This is a genomic window from Cellulomonas pakistanensis (genome assembly GCF_016862755.1).
GTDB classification, from domain to species: Bacteria; Actinomycetota; Actinomycetes; order Actinomycetales; family Cellulomonadaceae; genus Cellulomonas; species Cellulomonas pakistanensis.
The window spans coordinates 1-15,628 of the sequence record NZ_BONO01000019.1 but is presented as its reverse complement, the minus strand read 5'-3'; the positions used below and the strand labels follow the sequence as shown (position 1 = coordinate 15,628).

At 76.5% G+C, this 15,628-nt stretch carries 14 protein-coding genes; 4 read left to right on the top strand and 10 right to left on the bottom strand.

Annotation, left to right across the window (positions count from 1 at the left end; genetic code table 11):
• Window positions 1-33: 33 nt before the first annotated feature.
• From Cpa01nite_RS12625 to Cpa01nite_RS12605, 5 genes are all read right to left on the bottom strand, one after another.
• Window positions 34-1,038 carry a 5'-3' exonuclease gene (locus Cpa01nite_RS12625; RefSeq protein ID WP_239068750.1) on the bottom strand — a complete coding sequence of 335 codons (1,005 nt, stop codon included), beginning with the start codon at window positions 1,036-1,038 and terminating at the stop codon, window positions 34-36.
• Between the two features lie 37 nt (window positions 1,039-1,075).
• Complete coding sequence (locus Cpa01nite_RS12620; protein ID WP_203669127.1) at window positions 1,076-2,086, bottom strand: LacI family DNA-binding transcriptional regulator; 1,011 nt, start codon at window positions 2,084-2,086, stop codon at window positions 1,076-1,078.
• Window positions 2,087-2,108: 22 nt separating this feature from the next.
• Window positions 2,109-3,017 carry a carbohydrate ABC transporter permease gene (locus tag Cpa01nite_RS12615; RefSeq protein ID WP_203669126.1) on the bottom strand — a complete coding sequence of 303 codons (909 nt, stop codon included), beginning with the start codon at window positions 3,015-3,017 and terminating at the stop codon, window positions 2,109-2,111.
• Window positions 3,018-3,020: 3 nt separating this feature from the next.
• Complete coding sequence (locus tag Cpa01nite_RS12610; protein WP_373307411.1) at window positions 3,021-3,989, bottom strand: carbohydrate ABC transporter permease; 969 nt, start codon at window positions 3,987-3,989, stop codon at window positions 3,021-3,023.
• Window positions 3,990-4,086: 97 nt separating this feature from the next.
• Entirely contained in the window at window positions 4,087-5,403 is a 1,317-nt protein-coding gene (locus Cpa01nite_RS12605) for an ABC transporter substrate-binding protein (RefSeq protein WP_203669125.1), read from the bottom strand.
• A gap of 218 nt (window positions 5,404-5,621) precedes the next feature.
• On the opposite strand from Cpa01nite_RS12605, the gene Cpa01nite_RS12600 reads away from it, so the two are divergent.
• Window positions 5,622-7,664: a beta-galactosidase gene (locus tag Cpa01nite_RS12600; protein WP_203669124.1), complete on the top strand. Its 2,043-nt coding sequence runs from the start codon at window positions 5,622-5,624 to the stop codon at window positions 7,662-7,664.
• Between the two features lie 155 nt (window positions 7,665-7,819).
• Entirely contained in the window at window positions 7,820-8,662 is an 843-nt protein-coding gene (locus Cpa01nite_RS12595) for a glycosyltransferase family 2 protein (RefSeq protein WP_203669123.1), read from the top strand.
• Window positions 8,663-8,694: 32 nt separating this feature from the next.
• Here Cpa01nite_RS12595 and Cpa01nite_RS12590 read toward each other — a convergent pair whose 3' ends face one another.
• The 4 genes from Cpa01nite_RS12590 to Cpa01nite_RS12575 all read right to left on the bottom strand — a co-directional run bounded on the left by Cpa01nite_RS12590 (window position 8,695) and on the right by Cpa01nite_RS12575 (window position 12,385).
• On the bottom strand, window positions 8,695-9,237 hold the full coding sequence (locus Cpa01nite_RS12590; RefSeq protein WP_203669122.1) for a hypothetical protein: 543 nt from the start codon (window positions 9,235-9,237) through the stop codon (window positions 8,695-8,697).
• A 226-nt stretch (window positions 9,238-9,463) separates the two neighbouring features.
• Window positions 9,464-10,918, bottom strand: coding sequence for a hypothetical protein (locus Cpa01nite_RS12585; RefSeq protein WP_203669121.1), 1,455 nt, complete (start codon window positions 10,916-10,918; stop codon window positions 9,464-9,466).
• Between the two features lie 121 nt (window positions 10,919-11,039).
• Window positions 11,040-11,648, bottom strand: coding sequence for an RNA polymerase sigma factor (locus Cpa01nite_RS12580; RefSeq protein WP_203669120.1), 609 nt, complete (start codon window positions 11,646-11,648; stop codon window positions 11,040-11,042).
• A gap of 107 nt (window positions 11,649-11,755) precedes the next feature.
• Entirely contained in the window at window positions 11,756-12,385 is a 630-nt protein-coding gene (locus tag Cpa01nite_RS12575) for a nucleotidyltransferase family protein (RefSeq protein ID WP_203669119.1), read from the bottom strand.
• Window positions 12,386-12,444: 59 nt separating this feature from the next.
• On the opposite strand from Cpa01nite_RS12575, the gene Cpa01nite_RS12570 reads away from it, so the two are divergent.
• Window positions 12,445-13,227: an endonuclease/exonuclease/phosphatase family protein gene (locus Cpa01nite_RS12570; RefSeq protein WP_203669118.1), complete on the top strand. Its 783-nt coding sequence runs from the start codon at window positions 12,445-12,447 to the stop codon at window positions 13,225-13,227.
• A gap of 49 nt (window positions 13,228-13,276) precedes the next feature.
• On the opposite strand, the gene Cpa01nite_RS12565 is transcribed toward Cpa01nite_RS12570, so the two are convergent.
• On the bottom strand, window positions 13,277-13,723 hold the full coding sequence (locus Cpa01nite_RS12565) for an ATP-binding protein (protein ID WP_203669186.1): 447 nt from the start codon (window positions 13,721-13,723) through the stop codon (window positions 13,277-13,279).
• 184 nt (window positions 13,724-13,907) lie between these two features.
• Between Cpa01nite_RS12565 and Cpa01nite_RS12560 the strand changes: the two genes are divergently transcribed.
• Window positions 13,908-15,539, top strand: a complete 1,632-nt coding sequence (locus Cpa01nite_RS12560; protein WP_203669117.1) for a DHA2 family efflux MFS transporter permease subunit — start codon at window positions 13,908-13,910, stop codon at window positions 15,537-15,539.
• The last annotated feature ends 89 nt before the right edge of the window (window positions 15,540-15,628 follow it).

Sequence of the window (15,628 nt, the reverse complement as noted above, 5' to 3'; positions counted from 1 at the left end):
CGGCGTCGGGGGCGGCGCCGCGTGGGCGCGCCGTCAGCGGTTGGCGAGGGCCGTCAGCACCCGGCGGACGCTCGACTCCAGGCCCCAGCGCTCGGTCAGGTCGACCAGCGCGGCGCCGTCCACGGGCTGCCGCGGCAGCGCGAACGCGTCCGCCGCCGCGGGGTCCGCGCCGCCGGCCAGCCGCACGGGCGCGTCCGCGGCCACCCGCACCACGCCGGGCGCGACGGCGAGGTAGTCGTCCGCCTCGACCAGCCGCCGGCGCTGCGTGGCGGTGAGGCCCGGGTCGCCGGCGTCCCGCGCGGCCAGCAGCCCGGGCAGGTCGCGGTACTTCGCGAGCATCGCGGCGGCGGTCTTCTCGCCGATGCCGGCGACGCCCGGGAGGCCGTCGCTCGGGTCCCCGCGCAGCACCGCCATGTCCGCGTACGCGCCGCCCGACGCCACGGCGTACTTCTCCCGCAGCCGCGCGCCGTCGACGACCTCGACGTCCTTGATCCCGCGGATCGTGTAGAGCACCCTCACGGGCGCGTCGTCGTCGACGAGCTGGAACAGGTCCCGGTCCCCGGTCACGACCAGCACCGGCGACCGCTCCCCCGCCGGCCGGGCGACCTCGCGGGCGGTGAGCGTGCCGATCACGTCGTCGGCCTCGTACCCCGGTGCGCCGGCGCGGGCGATGCCGAGCGCGGCGAGCACCTCCGCGATGACGGGCACCTGCGGCGCGAGGGCGTCCGGCACCTCCTCGGCGACCGTGACGCCGTCCGACGACGCGGCCGCCGCCGCCTCGGCCCCGCCGACCACGCGGTGCGCCTTGTACGACGGGATGGCCGCGACCCGGAACGCCGGGCGCCAGTCCTCGTCCCAGCACGCGACCAGCCGGTCGGGCCGGTGGTCGGTGACCAGGCGGGCGATCATGTCGAGCAGCCCGCGCACGGCGTTCACCGGCGAACCGTCGGGCGCCTTCACCGAGTCCGGGACCCCGTAGAACGCCCGGAAGTACAGGGACGCGGAGTCGAGCAGCATCAGCGCGTGACGGTCGGCCATGCCCCGAGTGTGGCAGGACCCGCCCGTCGGCGGGGGCTCACGCCGAGGCGCGCTCCACCAGGGCCGTCGGCAGCGTGATCCGGGCGGGCTCGGCGCCCTCGACGACCTCGAGCAGCAGCCGGACCATCTCGGACGCGATCCGCTCGAACGGCTGCCGCATGGTCGTCAGCGGCGGCTCGAGGGTGGCAGCCAGGCCGGAGTCGTCGAACCCGCCGACCGCCACGTCGCCCGGCACCGAGCGGCCCGCCTCGCGCAGCGCGACCAGCGCGCCCGCGGCCATGAGGTCGGACGCCACGAACACCGCGTCCAGGTCGGGCCGCCGCTCGAGCAGCTCGCGCATCGCGGCCTGGCCCGAGGCCCGCGAGTAGTCGCCGTGCGCCACCAGCGCCTCGTCGTACGCGTCGCCGAGCGCCGCGCGGAACCCGGCGAGCCGCCGGAGTCCGCCCGGGGTGTCCATCGGCCCGGTGATCGTCGCGACCCGCGACCGGCCGCGCGCGAGCAGGTGCTCGGTCATCCGCCGGGCGCCGCCCTCGTCGTCCGCGGACACCCAGCCGATCCGGTCCTCGTACCCGAGCGGCTCGCCGCAGGCGATCGTCGGGACGCCCTGGCGCAGCAGGTCGCCGACCACCGGGTTGCCCCGGTGCGAGGAGATGAGCAGCACGCCGTCGACGTGCCCGGCCGCGACGTAGTCGGTGATCCGCCGCCGCTCCTGCTGCGTGCCGGCGACCATGAGCAGCAGCGGCATCTCGCGCGCCGCCAGCGCCTCGGCCGCGGCGCGCAGCAGGATCGAGAACGTCGGGTCCTCGAACAGCAGGTGCTGCGGCTCGGTCAGCAGGAACGCCACCGAGTTCGCCCGGCCGGTCACCAGGCTGCGCGCGTGCTGGTTCGCCGAGTACCCGGTCGTCCGGATGGCCTCCTGCACGGCCACGAGCGCCTCGGGCGACACCCAGTGCCCGCCGTTCAGCACCCGCGACACGGTCCCGCGGGACACGCCGGCGGCCGCCGCGACGTCGCGGATCGTGGGTCGGCGGCGGGCGGTCGTGTCCACGACCCCTGACCTTACGGGCACGTCAGGCCTTCACGGCGCCGGCCGCGAGGTCGACCTGCCAGTACCGCTGCAGGGTGAGGAACAGCGCCGCGAGCGGCAGGATCGACAGCAGCGCGCCGGTGATCACCGAGGTGTACATGGCGGGCTGCGAGGCGCCCTGGTTCAGCAGGCCCGAGAGGCCGACCGTGAGCGGGAACAGCCGGTCGTCGCCGAGCATGATGTACGGCAGCATGAAGTTGTTCCAGATGGCGACGAACTGGAACAGGAACACCGTCACCAGGCCGGGCACCATCATCGGCATGGAGATCGACGTGAACACCCGCCACTCGCGGGCGCCGTCGGTGCGGGCGGCCTCCAGCACGTCGTCCGGCACCGAGGCCGCGGCGTAGATGCGCGCGAGGTAGATGCCGTACGGGCTGATGATGCTCGGCAGCAGCACCGACCAGTACGTGTTGGTCAGGCCGACCTGCGCCAGCAGCAGGTACTGCGGGATCGCCAGCACGACGCCCGGGACCAGCACGCCCGCCAGGATGATGTTGAAGATCGCCGACTTGCCGGCGAACCGGAACTTCGCCAGGCCGTAGCCCGCCATCGCCGACACCACGACGGACAGCAGGCCGCCGACGCCGGCGTAGAGCGCGGTGTTCGCCATCCACCGCCAGAACACGCCGTCGCGGTAGGCGGACAGCTCGGTGATGTTGTCCCACAGGTGCGTGGACGGGGCGAGCGTGAACGTCGAGAACAGCTCGCCCGCGCTCTTGGTGGACGCGATCAGCACCCACAGCACCGGGAAGAGGCAGTACAGGGCACCGAGCAGCAGGATCGCGGTCGGCCAGAACGACGGGCGCTGCGCGCGCTCGCGGACGGGGGTGAGGCCGGCGGACCGGCGCGCGGGGCGCGCGGCGGGGCGGGAGGAGGTCAGGGTCGCCATGGGTCAGCCGTTCTCCTGGGCGAAGGCGCGGCGCTGCACGAGGCGCAGGAAGCCGAACGAGAGCACGAACGTCGCCAGCGCGATCACGACGGAGGTCGCGGCGGCGGAGTAGATGTCGTCGCGGGTGAAGGCGTCGCGGTACACCTTCATCAGCGGGCTCCACGTGGTGGAGATGGTGTTGGTCAGCGGCCGGAGCGTGGTCGGCTCGGCGAACACCTGGAGCGTCGCGATCATCGAGAACAGGAACGTGAGGATCAGCGACGGCGCGACGATCGGGATCTTGATCCGCCACGCGATGCCGCGCTCGGTCGCGCCGTCGAGCCGGGCGGCCTCGTACAGCTCCTGCGGGATCGCCTTGAGCGCCGTGTAGATGACGATCATGTTGAAGCCGACGCCGCCCCACAGGCCGATGTTGGCGATCGCGAACAGGATCACGTTCGACGACAGCACGTCGGCGGTCGGCAGGCCCAGCGACTCGGCCACGTACTCGAACGGGCTGACCCGCGGCAGGTACAGGAAGCCCCACAGCAGCGACGCGATGACCGACGGCACGGCGTAGGGCAGGAAGATCGAGACGCGGGAGAAGCCCTTGACCCCGGTGCGCTTCGCGTCGAGCAGCAGCGCGAACAGCAGGGCCAGGCCGAGCATCGTCGGGACCAGCACGAGGCCGTACAGCGCGACGCGGCCGACGGACGCGAGGAACTCGGGGTCGCCGAGCGCGCGGGAGTAGTTCGAGAAGCCGGCCCACACCTCCTGGCGCGCGCCGGAGCCGAGGCCGAGCCCGCTGACCTTCACGGTGCGCAGGCTCAGGTAGACGGCGTAGCCGATCGGCAGCGCGAGGAACAGCGTGAACAGCGTCATCGCGGGCGCGAGGTACACGTACGGCGCGAGGGTGCGCCGCCGGCGCGGGCGGCGCGGCTCGACGGACGCGGGTGGCGCGGGGGTCGTCGCGCGCGGCTCGGTGGTGGTCACGAGGGGGTCCTTCCGCGGGAGCGGTGGGGGTGTCCGGGGTCGTGCGGCGTGCCGGGCCGGGGCGGGACGCGTGCGGCGCCCCGCCCCGGCCGGGAGCTCACTCGGCGACCGAGAAGCCCGCGTTCTTCAGGTCGTCGACCGTGGCGGTCTGCATGGCCTCGACCGCGGCCAGGAACGCGTCGGCGGTCCGGGCCTCGGTGGCCTTGCCGAACTCGTCGTTGTACGCGGAGTACGCGACGTTGACGTTCGGGCCGTAGGTGAAGGGCTGCACGCCCTGCGCCGTCTCGGCCGCGATGTCGTAGAAGTCGGCCTGCTGCGAGAAGAAGGCCGGCGGCTCGGCGAGCGCCTCGCCCTGGGCGTCGAGGTCGGCCGGGTACAGGCTGCCGTACTCGACGAGGGCGTTCACGCCCTCCTGGCTGCCGTTCATCCAGGCGATAAACTCGGCGGCCTGCTCCGGGTGCTCCGACTGCGAGGTCACGGAGGTGGCGGAGCCGCCCCAGTTGCCCGTCGCGGTGTCGCCGGCCTCCCACTGCGGCATCGGGGCCATGGCCCACTTGCCGGCGGTGTCGGGGGCGTTGCCCTCGAGGACGCCCGGCGCCCAGATGGCCGACAGCCAGCCGACCTGCGAGCCGTCGTTCAGCGCCGCGTTCCACTCGGGGGTGTACATCGGCTTGTTGTCGATGACGCCCTGCTCGACGAGGCCGCCCCAGTACTCGGCGACCTTCTGGGTCGGCTCGGAGTCGATGTCGACCGACCACGAGTCGCCCTCGATGCCCCACCAGGAGGCGCCGGCCTGCTGCGCGAGGCCCGTGAACCAGCCGGCGTCGTTCGCGGAGAACGTGCCGAGGTACTTGCTCGGGTCGGCGGTGTGCAGCTGCTCGGCGACCTGCGCGTACTCGTCCCAGGTCTCGGGGACCTCGAGGCCGAGCTGCTCGAAGATGTCGGCCCGGTAGTAGAACTGCATGGGGCCGGAGTCCTGCGGCACGCCGTAGACGGCGTCGGAGCCGAGCGTCACGGACTCCCAGGTGCCGTCCGCGTACCGGTCGGCGAGGTCCTCGGGGAGCACGTCCGACAGGTCGGCGAGCGCGTCCGCGGCGACCAGCGTCGGGATCTTCTGGTACTCGGTCTGCATGAGGTCCGGCGCGCCGGAGCCCGCCTTGATGGCGGTCAGCAGCTTGGTGATGGCCGGGTCGCCGCCGTCCTGCTTGTTGACGGTCACCTGGATGTCGGGGTTCGCGGCGTTCCACTCCGCGACCGTCTCCTCCATCCCGGGGGCCCAGGTCCAGAACGTGAGCTCCACGGGGCCGTCGGCCGCGGAGCCGCCGTCCCCCTCGGAGCCGCCGCCGCAGCCGGCCGCGAGCATCGCGGTCGCGGCGACCACGGCTGCGGTCTTCATCGCTGTGTGCAGGCGCATCGGTCCTCCTCGTCAAGGACCCGCCGCGTCCTCGCGGCGGGGCGTCACACCGCGGGCGATCACCGCGCTGTGTCTGTGCACATCGGCTGTGCACGGTCACAGTACGATGCGAGGCGCAGGGCTTGTCAACACGGCCCAGGCTCCTGTTACCTACTCGTGTCCCGGCGATTGCGACTGGGACCGTGCTCAGCCCGAAGCAGCGTCGCCCGAGGAGATCCATGACCGCGCAGCCCACGTCCGCCCACCCCGACACCCCCTGGGTCCTGGGCCTGGACGGCATCGCCTACGGCGGCGACTACAACCCCGAGCAGTGGCCCGAGGAGGTCTGGGCCGAGGACGTGCGGCTCATGCGCGAGGCCGGCGTGAACCTCGTCAGCATCGGGATCTTCTCGTGGGCGCTGCTGGAGCCCGAGGAGGGCGTGTTCGACTTCGGCTGGCTCGACCGCGTGATCGACCTGCTGCACGCGAACGGCATCCGGGTCGACCTCGGCACCCCGACCGCCTCCCCGCCGGCCTGGTTCTTCGCGACCTACCCGCACACCCGGGTCGTCGACCGCTCCGGCACCGTGCTCGGCTTCGGCTCCCGCGGCATGGCGAACCCGTCGTCCCCCGAGTACCGCGCCGCCGCGGTCCGGATCACGACCGAGCTCGCGCAGCGCTACGGCTCGCACCCGGCGATCGCCCTGTGGCACGTGCACAACGAGTACGGCGCCCCGGTCTCCGAGGACTACTCCGAGACGTCCGCCGCGGCGTTCCGGTCCTGGCTGCAGGCCCGGTACGGCACCCTCGACGCGCTCAACGCCGCGTGGGGCACCGCGTTCTGGGGCCAGCGCTACGGCACCTGGGAGCACGTCGACGTCCCGCGGCTGACCCCGTCGGTGACCAACCCGGCGCAGCGGCTCGACTTCGCGCGGTTCACCGACCACGCCCTGCGGGAGTGCTTCGTCGCCGAGCGCGAGGCCGTCCGCGCGCACTCGACGATCCCCGTCACCACGAACTTCATGGCCGCCGAGTGCCCCGCCGTCGACCTGTGGAAGTGGGCCGACGAGGTCGACATCGTCTCCGACGACCACTACCTGACCGCCGAGGACCACCGCAGCCACGTCGGCCTGGCGCTCGCCGCCGACCTGACCCGCTCGGTCGCCCGCGGCAAGCCGTGGCTGCTGATGGAGCACTCCACCTCGGCCGTGAACTGGCAGCCGCGCAACCTCGCGAAGCGCCCGGGCGAGATGGCGCGGAACTCCCTGACCCACCTCGGCCGCGGGGCCGACGGCATCCTGTTCTTCCAGTGGCGCGCGGGCCGCCGCGGCGCCGAGAAGTTCCACTCCGCGATGCTGCCGCACGCCGGCACGGGCTCCCGGGTGTTCCGCGAGGTCGTCCAGCTCGGCGCCGACCTGCAGAAGCTCGCGCCCGTCCGCGGCTCGCGGGTGCGGGCCGACGTGGCGATCCTGTGGGACTGGGAGTCGTTCTGGGCCCAGGACCTCGAGTGGCGGCCGTCGGTCGACCTCGGCCACCGCGAGCGGATCCGCGCGTACTACGACCGCCTGTGGCAGGACGGCCTCACCGTCGACTTCGCGCACCCCGAGGACGACCTGTCGGGCTACCGCCTCGTCGTCGCCCCGGCGTCCTACCTGCTCACCGAGGAGGCCGGCTCGAACCTGGACGGCTACGTCGCCGGCGGCGGCACGCTGGTCGTCGGCTGCTTCTCCGGCGTCGTCGACCAGGACGACGCGGTGCCCGCGGGCGGCTTCGCGGCGTTCCTGCGCCCCGCGCTGGGCGTGACGGTCGAGGAGCACGCCCCGCTGCGCGCCGGGGAGCAGGTCGAGGTCGCCTGGACGGGCGCGCTCGCCGGCACTGACCCGACGCCCGCGGGCGTGTGGACCGAGGACCTGGTGCTGCACGGCGCCGAGGTCGTCGCGACCTACGCCGACGGCCCGCTGCCCGGCGCCCCCGCCGTCACCCGGCACGCGCACGGCGAGGGCACCGGCTGGTACGTCTCGACCTGCCCCTCCGTCGAGGGCCTGGCGCCGCTGCTCGCCGCCGTGTACGCCGACGCCGGCCTCGCGCCGTCGGGCCTGCCGGCGGAGCTCGAGGTCGTGCGCCGGCACGGCGACACCTCGGACTACGTCGTCGCCGTGAACCACGGCGCCGAGGCCGCGGAGCTGCCCGCGACCGGCACCGACCTGCTGACCGGCGAGACCTTCGCCGGCACCGCCAAGGTGCCCGGCGGGCAGGTGCGGGTGATCGAGGTCGCGCGCTGACCCGTCCCCCTCCCGACACGCCGCGGCCGGCCGGGCCCGTCCCTCCGACGGGCCCGGCCGGCCGCGGCGTCGTGGGGTCCGGGGCGGGCGGGTCCGGGGCGGGCGGAGCCGGGGCGGGCGGAGCCGGGGCGGCGCGGGGCGCTAGCGTGCCCGGCATGGAGGTCGCCGTCGTCGTCACCGCCCACGACCAGCGCGAGCTGGTCGTGGAGGCCGTCGCGTCCGTGCGCGCGCAGACCGCGCCGTGCGCCGAGCTCGTCGTCGTCGACGACGGGTCGGCCGACTCCGGCTCGCTGGCGGTGCTCGACCGGCTGCGCGCCGAGGGCGTGCGGGTCCTGCGGCAGGCCAACGCCGGGGTGAGCGCGGCCCGCAACGCCGGGATCGCCGCGACCCGCGCGCCGCTGGTGCTCGTGCTCGACGGCGACGACCGGCTGGCGCCGGCGTTCCTGGAGCGCGTCGTCCCGCTGCTCGACGACCCCGACGTGGTGGCCGCGTCGTCCTGGCTCGGGCTGTTCGGCGTCGCGACGGGCGTCGCGCGGCCGGTCGGCGGTCGGCTGGTCGACTTCCTGCACCGGAACGCCTGCCCGGGGACCGCCGTGCTGCGGCGCGCGGCGTGGGAGCGGGCCGGCGGGTACGACGAGTCGCTGCGCGCCGGGTTCGAGGACTGGGACCTGTACCTCGGGATGCTCGCCCGCGGCGGACGGGTCGCGATCGAGCCCGAGGCGCTCATCCGGTACCGGACCGCGCCCGCGTCGGCGAACGTCCGCAGCATGGAGCATCGGCTCGACCTCGTGCGCGGGCTCGTCGAGAAGCACCGCGCGGCCTACGCGGCGCACCTGACGGACGTGCTGCTCGCGCAGGAGGCGACGGCGATCCGCCGGCTCGCGGACTGGGAGGCGCTGGTCGCGGCCGACCCGGCGCTGCCCCTCGGCGAGCCGACGTTCGGGGACGGCGGCATGGCGGCGCACGTCCGCGTGGCGACGGCGCGCGCGGCGGGCTGAGGCGGCGGGTCGCGCCGCGGGCAGGCGTGCGGCTACAGCGCGCGGGAGCGGGACGCCAGGGTCGCGAGGGTCAGGGCCACGGCGTCCTCGGCGAGCGCGCCGCGCCAGTCCGGCCCGCGCTGCCCGGCCCAGGCCCGCCACGCGGCGCCGCCCGTGGTGCCGGCGAGGGAGAACAGCGCCGCGGTCGCCGCGGGCAGGACGACCGAGCGCCGCCGCTGCCGGGCGAGCGCCACGCCACCGAGGGCCGCCGCCACCGCGCGGCTCTGCGGACCGGGCGGGACCAGGCGGCTCGGCGTGCTCGGCAGCTTGTCGCCGGTCAGCTCCGCGAGGACGCCGACGCGGGCGGTCAGGCGCTTGAGCGTGCCGTTCGACGGGTCGGCCAGAGTCGGGCCCGCGAGCGCCACGGACGCCCGGAGTCCGGCGGCGACGCCGAGCACCGCGCTGCGCAGCAGCAGCCCGGGGGCGGTGCCCAGGCGCCCGGGCGGCGGGGGCGGCAGCGCGACGGTCGGGTCGCCGGGCACCCAGCCCCGGCGGTCGCGCGTGCGGTCAACGGTGCGGTCGTGTCGTCGGCCCATCCACCGACCGTGCCGTGCGGCGGGCCGCTCGGCAACCCCTGGCGCGGCCCGGACCGCACGGCACGCTGCGCCGACGCCGACGCCGACGCCGGCGCCCGCGGTCGCCCGGCTCGCCGCCCCGCACCGCGGGCGGGGAGCCGTCCCTCCACGGCTCCCCGCCCGCGCCGGGCCCCCTGCGGCGCCCGCTGCCCACCCGGCCGCCCTCCGCGGCCGGGTGCGTCGCCGGTCACCCGGCGAGGTCGAGCGAGCCCTCCTCGACCGCGACGACGCTCCACGAGGAGCCGTCCGCGTCGGTGAGCTCGTAGGCCGGCACCAGCAGGGCCGCGCCGTCCGCGCCGGTCACCATGCTGACGCCGAGCCGCGCGCCGGTGAGCGTCACCTGCTGCACCGGCCACGGAATCGCCGCGCCGGGCTCGGCCGTCGGCGGGACCGTCGGGTCGCCCGGCTCCGGCGCCGGGAGCGCCACGGCGTCGTCGGACGCCCCGTCGCGCAGCGCCCCGGCGGCCCCGCCGTCCGCCGCCTCGGCCCGCGCCAGCGGCACGACGCCACCGCCGCCGGCGCCGAACCGCGGGTCGTTCAGCCGCTCGGCCGCCGTCGCCGCGCCGACCACCGGGTACTCCCCCAGGTCGACCAGCGGGGCCAGCGACCCGTAGAGGGACTGCACGCCGCCCTCGACCAGCGTGACGGACCAGGTGACGCCCGTCTGCCGGCCGTCGAGCACCTGGTACGCCGTGACCGTCGACGCGCGGGCGTCGCCCTCGAGGGCCTCGTACTGGAAGCGGTCCGGGTCGACCCCCAGGGAGCCGAGCAGGTCCCGCACCGCGGACGTCGCGGCGTCGCCGGTCGGGGCCGGGCCCGCCGCCGGGTCGCAGGTCGGCGCGACGACCGTCGGCAGCGCCGGGTCGACGAGCGACGGGTCCAGGGTCGCGGCGCCGGGCTCGGGCGTCGCGGTCCCGTCGCCCGCGCCCGCGTCGGGCTGGTCGGTCTGGTCGGGCGCGGACGCGGCGCAGGACCACGGGTCGCGCGTCGGGTCGTAGTAGCTGATGCCGGCGGTGCCGTCGGGCTGCAGGGTCACGGTCGGGCCGGACCCGTCCTGCGGGCCGACCGTCCAGGCGCCGAACTGCTGCGCCGGCTCGCCCGCGACGCCCAGGACGCCCGCGACGCGGGCCGCCGTCTCCGCCGAGAAGACCGACGCCGCGTCGAACGCCCAGGCGTGCCCGGACGTGGCGTCGTCGGCCAGGCCGGACGACGAGAACACGGTGCGACCGCCGAACCACGGCGCGATGCGCAGGTCGGCGGTCGACGCGGCGCCGTCCAGCGTCGTCGCCCGCTCCGCCGCCGGTCCGGACAGCGTGATCGGCGCCTCCGCCGTGACGGTGCTCCCCCCGTCGCCGCCCGCCGCGCCGACGGCGTACCCGCCCGCGCCCGCCACCACGGCGGCCGCGGCGGCGACGGCTGCGGCCTGCAGCCAGCGCGACCGGCGGCGGCCGGCCAGCGGCACGACGGCGCCCGGGTCGCGGTCCGCGGGGTCCTCGGCCGTCCGGCGCGCGACCTCGGCCCGGAGCGCGGCCGCGTCGAGCGCGGAGCCGGCGGCCGGGTCGGCGGCCCGGAGCCGCGCGAGCGCCTCGTCGTCGCCGGTGCCGGCGGCCGGGTCGTGCTGGTGGTCGCGGTGCTCGTCCACGTCGGTCTCCTCGGGTCCGTGCGCCCCGGCGGTGCATCGCGGGGCGCGTCCACCCCGTCTGTGTCGCCGGGCGCCTGGGCCTTGCACGGCGCGTGGGAAGAACGCGCGGCGCGGGCCGCCGTCAGTCCGCGGCCCACGCCTCCCGCAGCCGCGCCCGGGCCCGGGACAGCGCCGCGTCCGCCCCGCCGCGGGACACCCCGAGCACGAGCGCCAGGTCGTCCCCGGTCAGCCCCTCCCACGCGGTGAGCAGCAGGACCTGCCGGTCGCGGGCGCTGAGCCGGCCGAGGGCCTCGCGGACCCGCTCGTCGCGGACCGCGCGCACGGCCGGGTCGTCCGGGTCCGGCTCGTCCGGGACCTCCTCGACCGGCACGGGTCGGCCCTTGCGGCGATGGTTGGCCAGCACGAAGCCCGCCGTGCGGTACAGCCAGGGCAGCTCGCGCTCGTCCGGCACCTCCGCGCGGCGCCGCCAGGCGACCGTCAGGACGTCGGCGGCCAGGTCCTCGGCGTCGTCCCCGGCGCCGCGGCGCAGCAGGTACCGGTGCACGGCCGTGGCGTGCGCGGCGAACAGGGCCTCGAACCACGCGGCGTCCCGTCCGGGCGCCGAGGGGCCGGCGGGCGGCTCGCGGGTCGGGTCGGCGGGCTCCGGCGCGCGCGGCTCGGTCGCCGGGGCGTCCGGGCGCCCGGCGGTCGCGCCGGCGCTCGGCCCGGCGGGTTGCTGACGGCTCGGCACTCGCGGTCCCCTCGGGGTCGGCGGGCGCGCCGGCAGGCGCACCCGTGCCCCTACTGTGTCGCGGCCGGGCCCGTCCTTGCAGGCACCCGGGAGATCCCTGCGTGCCGTCAGCGCGTCGCGGGCCCGACCGGCGAGATCCCGAGCTCGTGCACCAGCAGCAGGAAGGCCCGGCCGTACGGCGTCTCGGCCGTCTCGTCCCGGACCCGCTCCCAGTCGATCTGCTCGCGCAGCGCCCGGACGATCGCGATCATCCGCGTGAAGTCGCAGTAGTGCTCCCCGAGCACCCGCATCTTCGCGGAGATGATGTCGGTCGCGTCGAGCACCGGCATCCGGACCGCCAGCACCTCCATGGTGTCCGACCGGGCGAGCATGTCGCGGCCGATCGGCTCGCCGACCATCCGGAACAGGATGTCGACGAGCGCGCCGTGGTGGAACGCCTTGAACAGCCAGTTCTCCGCCGGGTCCTGCACGTCGAGGCCCGCCGCAGCCAGCGCCGCCTTGGCCTGCGGCACGTCCTCCTCGGAGATCGCGAAGTCGGCGTCGTGGTCGGGCTCCGGCGCGCCCCGCGCCCACGCGGCGTACCCGCCGACCAGGGCGAACGGGATGCCCGCGTCCTCGAGGGCGACGGCCGCCATCCTCAGGGCGTCCTGCAGCGCGGTGCGCGGGTCGGGCGGGTCGGCGGCGCCGGGTCCGACCCCGGCGCCGGCGGCGGACGCGGTGGCGGCTTCGGAGGTCATGCCCCCGGAGTCTGCACGACGACGCGCGCGTCCGCAGGACGACGGGAAGAATCGCCGACGTGCGACTCGCGACGTTCAACATCCTGCACGGGCGCAGCCTGACCGACGGCAAGGTGGACCTGGACCGGTTCGCCTCCGCCGTGCGGGGGCTCGACGCCGACGTCCTCGCGCTCCAGGAGGTCGACCGCGACCAGCCCCGGTCGCACGGCGCCGACCTGACGGCGGTCGCCGCCGAGGCGATGGGCGCGCAGGCGCACCGGTTCGTCGCCACGCTGCACGGCCACCCCGGCACCTGGACCGCCGCGACCGGCGAGGACCAGCCGGCGATCGCCGCCTACGGCATCGCCCTGCTGAGCCGGCACCCGGTCAGCGCCTGGCGGGTGCTGACGCTGCCGACCCTGCGCCGCCGGGTGCCGATGGTGCACCGCGGGAACCGCCGGCCGTCGATGGTGCAGGACGAGCAGCGCGCCGCGCTCGCCGCGGTCGTCGAGACGCCGGAGGGGCCGCTGACCGTGGTCGCCACCCACCTCACGTTCATCACCGCGTGGAACGTCGTCCAGCTGCGGCACCTGGTGCGCGCGTGCCGTGCGCTGCCGCGGCCGATCGCCGTGACCGGCGACCTCAACCTCGAGGGCGCGACGCCGCAGCGGATCTCGGGCTGGCGCTCCGTCGGCCGGGTGAACACGTTCCCCGTCGAGGTGCCCGACCGGCAGATCGACCACGTGCTGCTGGACGGGCCGGTCGAGCCGTCGAGCGAGCCGGTCGCCGTCGACACGGGCATGTCGGACCACCGCGCGCTGGTGGTGGACCTGGCGCTCGGCGGGGGCCGGCGGCGCGGCTGACCGGCGGGCCCGGCCGCGCGGCGGCGTCGTCGCCGCGGGGCGGGAGGGGTCAGTCGGCCTCGGGGTCGACCAGGAACCAGACGGTCTTGCCCTCGTCGCCGTGCTCGTCCACGCCCCAGGTGCGGGACAGCGCCTCGACCAGCGCCATGCCGCGGCCGCTGACCGCGGTGGGCGCGGGGTGCTGCACCTGCGGGCGCGCGGGACTCTCGTCCGTGACGGCCACGCGCACGCCGCGGTGGTCGATCCGGACGGCCACGCGGACTCGTCCGTGCTCGGGCCCGTGCACGACGGCGTTGGCCACGACCTCGCCCGTGAGCAGCTCGATCACCTGGTTGGCCGACCCGGCGACGCCGGACGCGGCGACCCGGTGCATGATCCAGTGCCGCGCCGCGCGCGGGGCGGATCGGCGCGCGTCGAGGACCAGCTCGTCGTGCTCCGCGCGCGCGTCCGCACGCCTCGCACCCGGCGCCGAACGAAGGTCCCTGACGTCACCCACCCGCCTACTGTGCCCGACGCGGCGCGTCTCCGCTGACCGAACGACACGCCGGGTAGGTGCTCCGGGCCCCCCGGAGGGCTGTCCGCGAGGCCGTCGCGGCCGTACTGTCGCAGGGCACGACGCCCCTCCGGGCGCCCTGCCCCGGGCGCCGCGCGTCGACGCCCCAGCCGCCGCAGGAGGTCCCGTGCCCACCTCGTCCCCCGCGCCGCGCGCGCTCGAGCTCCGCTCCCCCGCCGGCCGCGGCACGCTGCTCGCCACCGTCCTCGGGTCGGCGCTGGTGTTCCTCGACGGCACCGTGGTCGGCATCGCGCTGCCCGCCATCGCGGCCGACCTCGGCGCGACCACCGCCGGGCTGCAGTGGACCGTCAACGGCTACGCGCTGACCCTGGCGGCGCTGCTGCTGCTCGGCGGGTCGCTCGGCGACCGGTACGGCCGGCGCCGGGTGTTCCTGGTCGGGACGGTCGCGTTCGCCGCCGCGTCCGTGCTCTGCGCCGTCGCCCCGACCGTCGGGCTGCTGGTCGCCGCGCGCGCCCTGCAGGGCGTCGGCGGCGCGCTGCTCACCCCGGGGTCGCTGGCGATCCTGCAGGCGACCTTCGTGGCCGAGGACCGGGCCAAGGCGATCGGCGCCTGGTCGGGGCTGAGCGGCGCGGCCGGCGCGGTGGCCCCGTTCCTGGGCGGCTGGATCGTCGAGCAGGTCGGCTGGCGCTGGGTGTTCGGCATCAACATCCCGCTGGCGGCGCTCGTCGTCGCCGTCGCGGTCCGCTACGTGCCCGAGTCCGCCGACCCGGAGGCGTCGGGGCGGCTCGACGTGCTGGGCACCGTCCTCGCGGGCATCGGGCTCGGCGCGCTCACCTGGTCGCTGACGGCCTGGTCCGAGGAGGGGCTGACCGGGTCCGTGGCCGCCGTGGGCGCGGTCGGCGTGCTGGCGCTGGCCGCCTTCGTCCTCGCCGAGGCCAGGTCCGACCACCCCGCGCTGCCGCTGCGGCTGTTCCGGTGGCGACCGTTCGCGGCCGTCAACCTCGCGACGCTGCTCGTGTACGCCTCGCTCAGCGGCATCTTCTTCTTCCTGCCGGTGACGCTGCAGGTGGTCACCGGGTGGTCGCCGCTGACCGCCGGGATCGCGTCCCTGCCGGTCACCCTGCTCATGCTGCTGCTGTCCGCGCAGGGCGGGGCGCTCGGTGCCCGGATCGGCCCGCGGATCCCGATGACCGTCGGGCCGCTGCTCGCGGGCGCCGGGGCCGTGCTGCTCGCCGGCATCGGGACGGACACGGGCTACCTGCTCGGCGTCCTCCCGGGCGTGCTGCTGGTCGGCGTCGGCCTGGTGCTGACGGTCGCCCCGCTCACCGCGACCGCGCTCGCCGCGGCGCCGGACCACCTCGCGGGCGTGGCGTCGGCGACCAACAACGCGGTCGCCCGGGTGGCCGGCCTGCTCGCGGTGGCGGTGCTGCCGCTGGTCGCGGGCGTCGGCGCCGGGCTGTCCGACCCCGGCGTGCTGGCGGACGCGCACCCCGTGGCGATGCTCTGGTGCGCGGGGCTGATGGCGGCGGGGGCCGTGGTGTCGGCGGTCGCGGTCCCGGGTTCCGCTGCGGGGGTGGCGCCGCCGGCGTCCGGGGCGGGGGCGGCGTCCGGGGCGGGGGCGGGGTCCGCGGCGGGGGCAGGGTCCGCGGCGGGAGCGGGGTCCGCGGCGGGAGCGGGGTCCGCGGCGGGAGCGGGGTCCGCGGCGGGGGCGGCGTCCGGGGCACCGGGGGCTGCGTCGACCGCGGCGCCTGCGCCGTCGGAGCCGCCGCCCGCGCAGGGTGGCGACACCCGCGCCTGACGGTGGGCGGGCGCCGAGACGACCACAGGAGCAGGGGGCGTGCGTCGTCCCCAGGCGCGGACTCGCAGGGCGGGCCGTGTCGGTGGTCG